Origin of the sequence: Mycobacterium sp. SMC-19, from assembly GCF_045310815.1 — a bacterium.
In the GTDB taxonomy this organism is placed as follows: domain Bacteria; phylum Actinomycetota; class Actinomycetes; order Mycobacteriales; family Mycobacteriaceae; genus Mycobacterium.
On the sequence record NZ_JBJIAM010000007.1, the window covers coordinates 41,065 to 54,484 of the forward strand.

Consider the following 13,420-nt stretch of genomic DNA (forward strand, 5'->3'; position numbering starts at 1 on the left):
TCGGCTGAGCGCGCAAACCTCAGCTCTTGCGGGGCACCTTCGGCAACCGGGGCCCCCGGCCTTCGCGGCGGGCCGCCTCGCGGCGCTCCCGGCGAGACTGGGGGTTGTTTGCTCCAGCCGGTTGCAGGTCGCGGCCCCCGCGCACCTGCGCTGAGCCGTCCTCGTCGGGACCCGAATAGGTCAGCCCCGCCGTACCGTCGGCGCCGTCAGCACCGTTGGCGCCGTCGATTCCCTTGGCGCGCAACCCGAACTCTGCCAGCCCCTCGGGGGCGTCCACCGGCGCCACCGTCTGCTTCGGGACGGCCTCGACGGCGACGTTGAACAGGAAGCCGACCGACTCCTCCTTGAGCCCGTCCAGCATGCCGCGGAACATGTCGAAGCCTTCTCGCTGGTATTCGACCAGTGGGTCACGCTGCGCCATCGCCCGCAGGCCGATGCCCTCCTTGAGGTAGTCCATCTCGTAGAGGTGCTCGCGCCACTTGCGGTCGAGAACGCTCAGCAGCACACCGCGTTCCAGCTCTCGCATGGCGCCGGCCCCAGCAGTCTCGTCGACCTGGGCCTCACGCGCCGCGTAGGAGTTCTCGGCGTCGGCAAGCAGCGCCGCGAGCAGTTCTTCGCGAGTCAGATCATCGGCCTCGCCGATGTCGTCGGCGTGCAGCAGTTCGTGATAGTCGATCCCCACCGGGTACAGGGTCTTCAGCGCCGTCCACAGCTGCTCGAGGTCCCAGTCCTCCGCGTAGCCCTCGGCGGTGGCACCGTCGACGTAGGCGGTGATCACGTCGACGAGCATGTCGTGGGCCTGCTCGGCCAGGTTCTCCCCGTCGAGGATGCGGCGGCGCTCGGCGTAGATCACCTTGCGCTGCTGGTTCATCACCTCGTCGTACTTGAGGACGTTCTTGCGGATCTCGAAGTTCTGCTGCTCGACCTGGGTCTGGGCGCTCTTGATCGCCCGGGTGACCATCTTGGCCTCGATCGGCACGTCGTCGGGCAGGTTCAACCGGGTCAGCAGCGACTCCAGCGCCGCACCGTTGAACCGTCGCATCAACTCGTCACCCAGCGACAGGTAGAACCGCGATTCGCCCGGGTCCCCTTGGCGGCCGGAGCGGCCGCGCAGCTGATTGTCGATACGGCGCGACTCGTGGCGCTCGGTGCCCAGCACGTACAGGCCGCCGGCCTCGATCACTTCCTCGGCCTCGGCGGCCGCCTCCGCCTTGATCGCGTTGAGCGCTTCGTCCCAGGCGGCCTCGTACTCATCCGGGGTCTCCACCGGGTCCAGACCCTGGTTCCGCAGCCGCTGGTCGGCCAGGAAGTCGACGTTGCCGCCGAGCACGATGTCGGTGCCGCGGCCGGCCATGTTGGTGGCCACCGTGACCGCGCCACGCCGGCCCGCCTCGGCGATGATGTGCGCCTCGCGCTCATGCTGCTTGGCGTTGAGGACGTTGTGGGGGACGCGACGCTTGGTCAGCTGCTTGGACAGGTACTCCGAGCGCTCCACGCTGGTGGTGCCGATCAGCACCGGCTGGCCGATCTCGTAGCGCTCGGCGACATCGTCGACGACCGCGAGGAACTTGGCCTCCTCGGTCTTGTAGATGAGGTCGATCTGGTCCAGGCGCGCCATCGGCTTGTTGGTCGGGATCGGCACCACACCCAGCTTGTAGATCTCGTGCAGCTCGGCAGCCTCGGTCTCGGCGGTACCGGTCATGCCGGCGAGCTTGTCGTAGAGGCGGAAGTAGTTCTGCAGGGTGATGGTGGCCAGGGTCTGGTTCTCGGCCTTGATCTCCACCCGCTCCTTGGCCTCGATGGCCTGGTGCATGCCCTCGTTGTAGCGCCGGCCCACCAGCACGCGGCCGGTGAACTCGTCGACGATGAAGACCTCGCCGTTGCGGACGATGTAGTCCTTGTCGCGGTTGAACAGCTCCTTGGCCTTGAGGGCGTTGTTGAGGTAGCTGACCAGCGGCGAGTTGGCGGCCTCGTAGAGGTTCTCGATTCCGAGCTGGTCCTCGACGAACTCCACCCCGAGCTCGTGCACACCGATGGTGCGCTTGCGCAGGTCCACTTCGTAGTGGACGTCCTTCTCCATCAACGGCACGATCCGGGCGAACTCGGAGTACCAGTTGGAGCTGCCGTCGGCCGGCCCGGAGATGATCAGCGGGGTGCGGGCCTCGTCGATCAGGATGGAGTCGACCTCGTCGACGATGGCGAAATTGTGCGGGCGCTGCACCAGCTGTTCGAGCGAATGCGCCATGTTGTCGCGCAGGTAGTCGAAGCCGAACTCGTTATTGGTGCCGTAGGTGACGTCGGCGTTGTAGGCGACGCGCCGCTCGTCCGGGGTCATCTGCGACAAGATCACCCCGACCTCCAGGCCGAGGAACCGGTGCACGCGGCCCATCCACTCACTGTCGCGCTTGGCCAGGTAGTCGTTGACGGTGACGACGTGGACGCCTTTGCCGGAGATCGCGTTGAGGTAGGCCGGGAGCACACAAGTCAGGGTCTTGCCCTCACCGGTCTTCATCTCCGCGACGTTGCCGTAGTGCAGCGCCGCGCCACCCATCAGCTGCACGTGGAACGGCCGCTGGGTCAGCACCCGCCACGCCGCCTCGCGGGCCACCGCGAATGCCTCGGGCAGCAGGTCGTCGAGGGACTCGCCGTCGGCGTGCCGCTGGCGGAACTCGTCGGTCTTGGCGCGCAACTCCGCGTCGGTGAGCGCCTCGACGTCCCCGGAGAGGGTGTCGATGTAGTCCGCTACCTTTCGGAGCCGTTTGACCATGCGGCCTTCACCAAAACGCAGCAACTTGGACAGCACGGCTATGTCCCCTACTCAGTCTTCGGCATTACGAGCGTCACCCATGGTAGGTGACACCGTTGCCAAGGGCGGTAACGCGCCGCCAACGCAGCTCCCAGAAGGCGGCGGCCTCAGACCAGACGGATCAAGCCGTAGTCGTAGGCGTGCCGACGGTAGACCACCGACGCCTGGTCGGTCTCCTTGTCCTGGAACAGGAAGAAATCGTGGCCGACGAGCTCCATCTCGTAGAGCGCGTCGTCGACCGACATGGGCGTCGCGGTGTGTTCCTTGGTGCGCACCACCTGGCCAGGCTCATGCTCGTGGCCGTCGCTGTGCCCGACCGCTTCGCGGTGGTCGGGTTCGGCGGTGCCGTCCCGGTTGAATGCGCCGGCGAGGAACTCCGGGTCCAAGTTGGTGACACCGGTGGCCTCGGCCACCGACTGTGGAGTCTTGTCGCCGTAGGAGACGTTGCGGCGGCCCTTGTCGCGGCGCAACCGGCTCTCCAGTCGGTCGATCGCGGCCTCGAACGCGGCATAGAAACTGTCGGCGCGGGCCTCCCCGCGGACCACCGGGCCGCGGCCGTGCGCGGTGATGTCGATCTGCTGGCAGGATTTTCGCTGGCGTCGATTATTGGCGTGCTTGAGTTCGACGTCGAACAGGCGAATCGAGCGGTCCAACCGCTCTACGCGGGCCAGCTTCTGCGCGACGTAAACCCGGAAATGGTCTGGAATCTCGACGTTACGGCCCTTGACCACGATCTCCGCGCCCGACTGATCGGGTCGCTCGTCCACGTCGACTGACGCCGCGCTGGTTTCCACAAATTGATTTGCCATGCTCGACACTCTCCTGTCGTCTCGACCACGTTCTCTCAAGGTCCCCCGGCCCTTGATGACGACCGTAGCCATGCCGCCGGATAACTGCCACCGGTTTGGCGCACCCATTTGACACCCGTCTCATACCGATGCGATCACAAGCGCGGCGCAAACCCTCACCCGGGCGTGACGCAGCACCCGCACCGACTCGGCCAGGGTGGCACCGGTGGTCACGACGTCGTCGACGATCAGGACATCACCCGCTGCGGGGAAGTCCGCCAGCCCACGCCGGCGCAGCAGTACTCGGCCGGCGATGTTGCGCTCTCGGGCGCCGCTGCCCAGGCCGACCGAGTCGCGGGTCAGTGCCCGCATCCGCAGCGCCGGCACCACCGCCATCCCGTGATGGCCGCCCGCCGCCGCCGCGGCGATCCGCGCGATCGGATCGCCCCCGCGCCGCCGGGCAGCGCTGCGCCGGGTGGGCGCCGGGATGATCGTCAGCGGCAGGCCCACCATCTGCCAGCACAGCAGCCGCCGCAGCGCGGCCTCCATCGCCGCCGCCAGCGGAACGATGAGGTCGCTGCGTCCGCGTTCCTTGACCGCGACAATCGCCTGCCGGCGGGCCCCGGCGTAGCAGCCCAGTGCGAACACCGGCACCTGCGGATCCAGCCGCGGGGCGATCACCCGCGGTTCGTCCGGCCCGACGGCCAGCTGCGCAGCGCAGGCGGCGCACCATCGGGTCCCGGGCGCACTGCAGCCCCCGCACTGCAGGGGAAGCACCGCGTCAAGCACAAAGCTGATGCTTCCCCCGGGGTGTGACAACTGGTCCGGTCCTAGTCGCCCGCCAGGTCGGCCGACAGGTCGGCCACCGCGGCCCCCTCGGGTGCCTGGACCTCCACGATCAGCTCCGGGCGGTCGTCGAACTCCAGCTTCAGCGCACGACAGATGGTGGCGTGCATGTCATACATGCAGGTGATGTAGGTCAACTCCATGATCTCGCGGTCGGACAGGTTCGCCTGCAGCACCGCGAAGATCTCGTCGGACACCCGCCCGCCGTCGTAGACCAGGGCATCCGTGTAGGCCAGGACCGCGCGCTCGAGCCCGGAGAAGGCGTCACTGACCTGCCAGGACGGCAACGCGGCGATCTTCTCCTCGGACATGCCCAGCGAACGCATCTGCTTGCAGTGCTGGGAGAAGACGAACTGGCTGCCGCGCGCATAACCGGCCCGAGCCTGACCGAGTTCGCGCAACAACGGGTCCAGCGAGGCGTTGCGATACAGGGCGAAACCGCGCACGGCATGGGAGAACACCTGCGGCGCCTGCGCGAACACCGTCCACCAGTCCCCCGGTGTCCCGTGGATGGTGCGGTGGCTGCCCGGAGCCGTCGCAGGTGCATCGGCGTCTAGGGGGTCCAGGGGATCTACGCCCGCGCCGAACAGCCGGTCGTAGAAGAACAGGATCTGCTCGTCGGTCACTTCGGCGCGCGGGATCTCGCGGAGTCGGGGCATGGCGGTGTCCTTTCCGGCCCGCACAGCGGACCGCTACTACGGTATGTCGTACCTCGGCGTCAAGGGGCATTTAGTCCACAGAGAAACTAACGCCAGACCCCAAATTCGTGAGGGCACTAACAGTTTCGCGAATTTTCATCCTCGATACTGTTAGCGTCCGTCCATGAGCACCGATGCGACACAGGTGGGCGCGCCCACCACCGAATCCGGCCGCGCCGAAGCGCTGGTCGGCAAGGGCTGGGCCCAGGGCGTGGCCCTGGTCATGATCTTCGGTTTCCTGGTGATGGGCATCCTGGCCTACCGCACGTACACGGCGTCAATGCCGATGCCGGACAAGGTCGTTACCGAATCCGGCCAGGAGCTGTTCTCCGGTGCCGACATCACCCGCGGCCAACAGCTCTACCAGGCCCGCGGCCTCATGCAGTACGGCTCGGTGCTGGGACACGGCGCCTACCTGGGCCCGGACTACACCGCCGAATACCTGCGGCTGGCCACCGAAGACGTCACCGATCAGTTCAAGGCCCAAGGCGTGACGAACCCGCACGACGAGGTGGTCACCGAGTTCCGGACCAACCGCTACAACGCCGACACCAAGACACTGGTGTTCACCGACAAACAGGTCCAGGCGTTCAACGACATCGAGGAGCACTACGCCGCCTACTTCGGCGAAGCCTCCACCAAGTACGGCCTGCTGCCGCACATGATCACCGACCCCGGCGAGATCCGCGATCTGACCTCGTTCTTCGCCTGGACCGCGTGGGCGGCGGCCGCCGATCGGCCCGGCCACAACTACAGCTACACCAACAACTGGCCCTCGGAGCCCCGCGTCGACAACGGGCCCACCGGATCGGTGGTGGTCTGGTCGGTGCTGTCGCTGATCATGCTGTTGGGCGGCATCGGCATCATGTTCACCGTCTACGGTCGCTGGAGCCAGAACATCGGCTGGCACGGCACCGAGATGACCAAGCTGCACTTCCGCCAGCCCGGCGAGGTGCCGCTGACCCGCTCGCAGCGCGCCGCGATCTGGATCTTCGCCGTTGTCGCCGTGCTGTTCCTGGCCCAAGTCCTGCTCGGCGGCGCAGTCGAGCACTATCGAGCGGATCTGTCGGAGTTCTACGGGATCGACCTCGCGAAGATCCTCCCCTACAACCTGGCCCGAACCTGGCACCTGCAACTGTCACTGTTCTGGACCGCGGCGGCGTTCCTAGCCGGCGGAATCTTCCTGGTGCCCTTCATCACCCGCCGCGAACCCGGCAAGCAGTCGGTCCTGGTGTACGGACTGCTCGGCGCGCTGGCCGTGGTGGTCTTCGGTTCGCTGATCTTCGAAGCGCTGTCGATCTTCGGGGTGATCAAGCCCGGCACCGTGTTCTCCCAGCAGTGGGAGTTCCTGGACCTGCCGCGACTGTTCCAGGTGCTGCTGATCGTCGGCCTGTTCTTGTGGATCGTCATCATCTGGCGTGGCATGCGCGCGAAGCTGGCCACCACCTCGAAGATGAACCTGCCCTGGATGTTCTTCTTCACCGGGCTGGCCATCCCGACGTTCTACGCGGCCAGCCTGCTGGCCGGCAGCGAGACGCACTTCTCGGTCGCCGACTTCTGGCGGTTCTGGATGGTGCACCTGTGGGTCGAGGACTTCCTGGAGCTGTTCACCACCGCGATGGTGGCCTACATCTTCGTTCAGCTCGGAGTGGTGCGCGAACGCGTCGCGCTGCTGGTCATCTTCCTCGACATCATCTTGTACTCCGCCGGCGGCGTGATCGGCACCATGCACCACCTGTACTTCTCCGGCACACCGGTGGAACACATGGCCTTGGGCGCGTTCTTCTCCGCCGCCGAAGTCATCCCGCTGACCTTCCTGACCGTGGAGGCCTGGGCCTTCCTGCAGCTGGGTGCTCGTCAGGAAGCCGGTGAGCAGAACAACTTCCCGGCCCGCTGGGCGGTGATGTTCCTGGTCGCGGTCGGGTTCTGGAACTTCCTGGGCGCAGGCATCTTCGGATTCCTGATCAACCTGCCGGTGGTGTCCTACTACGAGATCGGCACCGCACTGACCGCCAACCACGCGCACGCCGCGATGTTCGGGGTCTACGGCATGCTCGCGGTGGCGCTGGCGATGTTCGCCTTCCGCTACGTGATCCCGGCCGACAAGTGGCCGAACAAGCTGGCCCGGATCTCGTTCTGGGGCATGAACATCGGACTCGCGTGGATGGTGTTCGTCACCCTGCTGCCGCTGGGCGTGCTGCAGTTGTTCCACTCGGTCAACGCCGGCTACTTCGAGGCGCGCTCGCTGGGCTACATCACCCAGCCCGGCAACGCACTGCTGGAATGGATGCGCCTGCCCGGTGATGCGATCCTGATTCTTGCCGGCGTGGTGCCCTTCGTGTGGATCGCCTGGATTGCGCTGCGCAACTTCCGCTCCGGTGAGACGGTCGACGAGTTGCCCGAGAACCCGCTCTACGTCGAGGTCCCGGCAGACTCCGTGGCTGCAGGCAAGGGCTGAGCATGACCGGTCCGGCGACGTGGGTGTGGCTGGTTGCCGGCTACGCACTGCTGTTGCTGGCTTTCGCCTGGGGCTTCGACCGGATGGCCCAGCGGACCTCCGAACGCGCCGCGCAGTGGCGCACCGGCAAGTTCGTCTACCACGACGACCATGACGCGTGGAAGTGCCCGCAGGATCAGTGGCTCTGGCCCACCTCGTTCGACCCGGACAACCGCGTGATGCGGTACCGGGCCACGCCGTCGATCTGCAACGCCTGCCCGGTCAAGCAGACCTGCACCACCTCGCCCCACGGCAGAGAGATCAGCCGGGCGGTGGACCCGTGGCCGCACTCGGAAACCGGTCGGTTTCACCGCGGCATCGCCTGTGCGGTAGCAGGCTTCGGGATCATCCTGCCGGCGGCGACGCTTTTCGTGAACCACTCGACCGCCGATGTGCTGGTGTTGACCGCGACGATCGCCGTGGTGGCAGCCGGCAGTTTTCCCCTGCTACGTCACCTGTGGAACACCCCGAGTAACGCACCCGACGACCGGCCGCACCGATCGGTCGCCGAAGATCAGGCGTTGAAGGTCGAGGACGCGATCGACCGGTACTCCACCCGGTGGGGCAGCTTTTCCGACGACGCGTCGAGCAGGAGGCAGCAGCTCAAGTGAGTGAGGGACTGATCACCGCGCTGGTATTGGCCGCCGTGGCACTGGCCGTGCTGGCATATTTCGCGCTGAATGTGGTGCGCGAGTACGAACGCGGCGTGGTGTTTCGGATGGGCCACGCCCGCCCGCTCTACCAGCCGGGACTGAAGGTGCTGTTCCCCTTGGTGGACAAAATGATTCGGGTCGATCAGCGGGTGGTGACCCTGACCATCCCCCCGCAGGAGGTGATCACCCGCGACAACGTTCCGGCCCGAGTGAACGCCGTAGTGATGTTCCAGGTCACCGACCCGCTCAAGGCGATCATGGAGGTGGAGAACTACGCCGTGGCCACCTCGCAGATCGCCCAGACCACGCTGCGTTCGTTGTTGGGCCGAGCCGATCTGGACACGTTGCTGGCACACCGCGACGACCTCAACGCCGACCTGCGCACGATCATCGACAAGCAGACCGAGCCGTGGGGCGTGCAGGTGCGGGTGGTCGAGATCAAGGACGTGGAGATCCCCGAGTCGATGCAACGGGCGATGGCCCGCGAGGCCGAGGCCGAACGCGAGCGCCGGGCGAAGGTGATCAACGCCCGCGGCGAGCTACAGGCTTCCGAGGAACTCAGCCAGGCCGCCGAGCGGCTTTCGCAGAATCCGGCATCACTGCAACTGCGTTACCTGCAAACCCTTTTGGAACTCGGGGCCGACCAGAACTCCACCGTGGTGTTCCCGCTACCGGTGGACATCATCACCCCGTTTTTGGGCGGCGCGGCCGAGGCATTGCGCGCCGCCAAGCGCAACACGTAGCCGAAGCTCTACCGCGCCACCATCCCACCGTCGGCGTGGATGGTCTGGCCGGTGATGTAGCTGCCCGCATCGGAGACCAGAAGCAGTACCGGACCGACCATTTCGTCGGGTTCGGCAATGCGCTGCTGCAGGGTGGCGCCCCGCAGCGCCGCGATGAACTCCGGCGGGTTGTTGCGCACCATGTCCGTATCGACCGGCCCGGGGGCGATGGCGTTGACCCGGATCCGCGAGGATGCGAGCTCGGCGGCCATGGACCGAGTGAAGGAAACCATGGCGGCCTTGGCTGCCGAGTACATCGATGTCGCCGGCGAATAGACGAAGGCGCCGGCCGAGACCACGTTCACGATTGCGGCGTGCTCGCTCTTGCGAAGATGCGGCAGCGCCGCCTGAACCAGGAAGACCGGTCCTTGCAGGTTGACCGCGAACGACTTGGTCAACGCCTCCGGGGTGATCTCGCCCAACGGCAGCGCGAGCGCGTTGGCAGCGTTGTTGATGACGATGTCCACCCCGCCGAACCGCTCGACCGTGGCGTCGACCAGCGCCTGGATCGCATCGACCTCACCGAGGTGGGTGGGCACACCGAGGGCCTGCGCGCCGGCCTGGCGCAGTTGCTCCGCGGCCTGCTCGCAGGCGTCGGGTTTGCGGCTGGCCACCACCACGTTGGCGCCGGCTGCGGCCAGTCCATGCGCGACCGACAATCCGATGCCACGAGTGCCGCCGGTCACGATGGCGGTGCGTCCGGTCAGGTCGAACAACACGTTGAGGGCAGAGGCGTCCACTTCGTTCTCCTACGTCCGGACCGAGTGGCATGAAGCGTAGTTCACCCCCGATGAGCGACCCGTGCGCGGATCGGGGCTTTGTGCCCTGTGAATCCGCCGGTGTCGCCGCTACCGTGGGCAGTGCCTGCGTGCGCGCCGCGACGACGGCTTCGGGTGAGAGGACGCGATGTGGTCAGGGTCTTTCTGGTGGACGATCACGAAGTGGTACGGCGCGGCCTGATCGACCTGCTGGGCGCCGACCCCGAACTGGACGTGGTCGGTGAGGCCGGTTCGGTGGCCGAAGCCCTCGCCCGCATACCCGCGCTGTGCCCCGATGTTGCGGTGCTCGATGTCCGGCTGCCGGACGGCAACGGCATCGAACTCTGCCGTGACCTGCTGTCGCGGATGCCCGAGCTGCGGTGCCTGATCCTGACGTCCTTCACCTCTGACGAGGCGATGCTCGACGCGATCCTGGCCGGGGCCAGCGGCTACATCGTCAAGGACATCAAGGGCATGGAGCTGGCGCGCGCGGTCAAGGAGGTCGGCGCCGGCCGATCGCTGCTCGACAACCGGGCTGCGGCCGCCCTGATGGCCAAGCTGCGCGGTGCCGCCGCCAAACCCGATCCGCTGTCGGGCCTGTCCGAACAGGAGCGGACGCTGTTGAGCCTGCTGGCCGAGGGCCTGACCAACAAGCAGATCGCCGACCGGATGTTCCTGGCGGAGAAGACCGTCAAGAACTACGTGTCGCGGTTGCTGGCGAAGCTGGGCATGGAGCGTCGCACCCAGGCCGCGGTCTTCGCCACTAAACTCGAGCGCGCGCGGAATGACTGACGACGTACCCGAAGACGGCCCGAACCCCCTGCGCGACAAACTTTCTCATTTGCAGCTGCGCGAACTTCTGGTCGGCGTGCAAGACCGGGTCCAGCAGATCGTGGAAGGGCGCGACCGCCTCGACGGACTGCTGGCGGCGATGCTGGCTGTCACCTCCGGCTTGGAGCTCGACGAAACACTGCGCACCATCGTGCAGACCGCCACCAATCTGGTCGATGCCAAATACGGTGCGCTGGAGGTGCACGACCGCCACCGTCGAATGCAGCAGTTCGTCTACGAGGGCATCGACGACGACACGTTCGTCAAGATCGGCCGGCTGCCCCAGCAGGTGGGGGTGGTCGGTCTGCTGATCGACGAACCCCAAACCCTGCGACTGGACGACCTCTCCAAACATCCAGCCTCCATAGGTTTCCCGCCCCACCATCCATTGATGCGGACGTTCCTCGGCGTGCCGGTGGGCGTGGGCGGCGAGGTCGTGGGCAATCTCTACCTCACCGAGAAGGCCAACGGACAGCCGTTCAGCGAAGACGACGAGGTGCTGGTTCAGGCGCTGGCCGCCGCCGCTGGGATCGCGATTGCCAACGCCCGGTTGTACGCGCAGGCCAAGGCGCGGCAATCGTGGATCGAATCCACCCACGGCATCGCGACCGAACTGCTGTCGGGAACCGACCCCTCCACGGTGTTCCGGTTGATCGCCGAGGAGGCCAGCAAGCTCACCGGTGCCGAGTCGGCGCTGGTGGCCATCCCGCTGGACGAGGGCGTCGCCGAAGCCGAGGTCAGTGAGCTTCTGGTGGTCGAAACCATCGGGCCGACAATGGCTTGCCTGTCCGGGGGAACCCTCCCGGTGACCGGCTCCCCGGTCGGCGACGCCTTCTCGAAGCGGGAGCCGCACCGAGTCGACCGGCTGACGTTGAGCGGTGTGCGTGCGGCCGGGCCCGCCCTGATACTTCCGCTGCGCGCCGCCGACGCGGTAGCCGGAGTGGTCGTGGTGATGCGGCACAGCACCACTCCCCCGTTCAACACCGAGCAACTCGACATGATGGCTGCGTTCGCCGATCAGGCCGCATTGGCCTGGCAGCTGGCCACCACGCAGCGCCGCATGCACGAACTCGACGTGGTCACCGACCGGGACAGGATCGCTCGCGACCTGCACGACCATGTGATCCAACGGCTGTTCGCCGTCGGTCTGTCCTTGCAGGGCACCATTCCGCGCAGCCGGGACGCCGCGGTGCAGCACCGGCTCTCCGACGCGGTCGACGACCTCCAGGCGATCATCGGCGAGATCCGCACCACGATCTTCGACCTGCACGGTGTCGCCTCCGCGGCGACACCGTTGCGTCAGCGACTGGACAACGCGGTGGCCCAATTCTCCGGATCGGGACTGCACACCACCGTGCAGTTCGTCGGCCCGCTGTCGGTGGTGGAGCCGGGCCTGGCCGATCACGCCGAGGCCGTGGTCTCCGAGGCGGTCAGCAATACGGTCCGGCATTCGGGGGCCACCGCGTTGACCGTGCAGATCAAGGTCGAAGACGACCTGAGCATCGAGGTGACCGACAACGGCCGCGGGATGCCCGAGGTGATCAACCGCAGCGGCCTGGCCAACCTGCGTCAGCGCGCGGAGCAGGCCGGCGGAACCTTCAGCGTCACACCGGCTCCCGGCGGCGGGACCGTGCTGCGCTGGTCCGCTCCCCTGGTGTCCTAACCACCACGGTGCGCATCACGCGTAGAGCGCCAGCCCTTCAGCGTCTAGCGGTGCGGCCTCGCCGGTGTCGGCGACCAGCCACTGGACCGTGTCGTTGAGGAAGCGCCGCGGGGTCGCCGGCAGCGGATCGGCATTGATCGGAGCCCAGCCCACCCGCAGCAGCATCTGCGGATAGCCGCTGGTCCCGAAGACGTCGCGGCGCACCGCGGCGCGGGTTTCGGCGATCTCCAGGGGCTCGGTGACCGGGCAGCTGGCCAACCCCAATGCCGTCGCGGTCAGCAGCACCACGCTGGTGGCCTCCCCGGCGCGCAGCTGTGCCAGCCGGTCGTCGGTCTCGGTGCCCAGCGCCAGCATCACCGCGCGGTCCTCGGTCGGGACGGCACCGGGCGGCTGGGCCAGCGCCGGCCCGGCGAAGAACCGACCGGGAATCGGGGCCCCAGCATCTGAGGCCGGCACGCTGTGCGCCGGAACTCCGGCCACCGACCCGTAGCGCCCGCTCCAGGTCGCCAGCTCGGCGAGGTACTCGTAGTCGGTGCGGTGCTCGAACACCGCGCGGGCCACCACCGCGTTCAGCCGGTCCAGGGCGTCGACCCGGCGCAACATCACTCCCGCCCGGGCCGCTCGCGCACCCATCAACGCGATGTCGGCGGCGGCCACCGGCCAGCCGCTGAAGTAACGACGGTCGGTGCGACGCCGCGGGATCGCCGCCGCCAGCGCGACGTCGACCTGCGAGAGATCGGGTTGCGCGCCACGGTGTCCCAGCTCGATCGAGGCCAGCAGGTCAGGGTGTGCCGGGTCGGGCAACCGATGGACCTTGACCTGCTGGCCCAACGCGGCGAACGCGACCACGCAGTGGTGCAATGCCGCGCCGCAGCTCAAGATCATGCCCCGGCCGTCGGGGTCGACGTTGCGCAGCTGCAGATCGGGCTCGACGTACAGGTCCAGCAGGGGCGCCGACGGCGCCGGGTCCACCCGCCAGCGCCAGGGTTGGGAGTTGTGCACCGACGGCGCTCGGGCTGCCAGCATCAACGCGGTTCGAATGGTCTCCCGAACCGCCGCGGCGTCCGGGTGACCCGCAGGCTGTTCATCCACGGTCCG

General features: G+C 67.3%; 11 protein-coding genes. 5 read left to right on the top strand and 6 right to left on the bottom strand.

What is annotated here, in order from left to right; genetic code table 11:
- Positions 1-19: 19 nt before the first annotated feature.
- The 4 genes from secA to ACJH5R_RS16295 all read right to left on the bottom strand — a co-directional run bounded on the left by secA (position 20) and on the right by ACJH5R_RS16295 (position 5,099).
- Entirely contained in the window at positions 20-2,803 is a 2,784-nt protein-coding gene (gene secA / locus ACJH5R_RS16280) for a preprotein translocase subunit SecA (RefSeq protein ID WP_406758143.1), read from the bottom strand.
- 110 nt (positions 2,804-2,913) lie between these two features.
- The gene (gene hpf, locus ACJH5R_RS16285) at positions 2,914-3,615 is read right to left on the bottom strand and encodes a ribosome hibernation-promoting factor, HPF/YfiA family (protein ID WP_406758142.1); all 702 of its coding nucleotides are present in this window, start codon (positions 3,613-3,615) and stop codon (positions 2,914-2,916) included.
- A gap of 120 nt (positions 3,616-3,735) precedes the next feature.
- Complete coding sequence (locus tag ACJH5R_RS16290; protein WP_406782365.1) at positions 3,736-4,383, bottom strand: ComF family protein; 648 nt, start codon at positions 4,381-4,383, stop codon at positions 3,736-3,738.
- Between the two features lie 41 nt (positions 4,384-4,424).
- A complete protein-coding gene (locus ACJH5R_RS16295) occupies positions 4,425-5,099 on the bottom strand; it encodes a carboxymuconolactone decarboxylase family protein (RefSeq protein WP_406782366.1) in 675 nt (224 codons plus the stop codon).
- 163 nt (positions 5,100-5,262) lie between these two features.
- Between ACJH5R_RS16295 and ACJH5R_RS16300 the strand changes: the two genes are divergently transcribed.
- Genes ACJH5R_RS16300 through ACJH5R_RS16310 form a run of 3 tightly spaced genes read left to right on the top strand, consistent with a single transcriptional unit; the run spans position 5,263 to position 9,031 of the window.
- A complete protein-coding gene (locus ACJH5R_RS16300; protein ID WP_406758139.1) occupies positions 5,263-7,596 on the top strand; it encodes a nitric-oxide reductase large subunit in 2,334 nt (777 codons plus the stop codon).
- Between the two features lie 2 nt (positions 7,597-7,598).
- Complete coding sequence (locus ACJH5R_RS16305; protein ID WP_406782367.1) at positions 7,599-8,246, top strand: hypothetical protein; 648 nt, start codon at positions 7,599-7,601, stop codon at positions 8,244-8,246.
- Positions 8,243-9,031, top strand: a complete 789-nt coding sequence (locus ACJH5R_RS16310; protein ID WP_406782368.1) for a slipin family protein — start codon at positions 8,243-8,245, stop codon at positions 9,029-9,031. The genes ACJH5R_RS16305 and ACJH5R_RS16310 overlap by 4 nt, the downstream gene beginning before the upstream one ends.
- 8 nt (positions 9,032-9,039) lie before the next feature.
- Here the strand turns inward: ACJH5R_RS16310 and ACJH5R_RS16315 are convergent, their stop codons facing one another.
- Positions 9,040-9,810: an SDR family NAD(P)-dependent oxidoreductase gene (locus ACJH5R_RS16315; RefSeq protein WP_406782369.1), complete on the bottom strand. Its 771-nt coding sequence runs from the start codon at positions 9,808-9,810 to the stop codon at positions 9,040-9,042.
- 168 nt (positions 9,811-9,978) lie between these two features.
- Between ACJH5R_RS16315 and dosR the strand changes: the two genes are divergently transcribed.
- Complete coding sequence (gene dosR, locus ACJH5R_RS16320; RefSeq protein ID WP_406758135.1) at positions 9,979-10,620, top strand: hypoxia response regulator transcription factor DosR/DevR; 642 nt, start codon at positions 9,979-9,981, stop codon at positions 10,618-10,620.
- Positions 10,613-12,322 (top strand): GAF domain-containing sensor histidine kinase, encoded by a 1,710-nt coding sequence (locus tag ACJH5R_RS16325; protein ID WP_406782370.1) that lies wholly within the window; start codon positions 10,613-10,615, stop codon positions 12,320-12,322. The genes dosR and ACJH5R_RS16325 overlap by 8 nt, the downstream gene beginning before the upstream one ends.
- A gap of 15 nt (positions 12,323-12,337) precedes the next feature.
- Here the strand turns inward: ACJH5R_RS16325 and ACJH5R_RS16330 are convergent, their stop codons facing one another.
- Positions 12,338-13,348: an Acg family FMN-binding oxidoreductase gene (locus tag ACJH5R_RS16330; RefSeq protein WP_406782480.1), complete on the bottom strand. Its 1,011-nt coding sequence runs from the start codon at positions 13,346-13,348 to the stop codon at positions 12,338-12,340.
- Positions 13,349-13,420 lie beyond the last annotated feature (72 nt).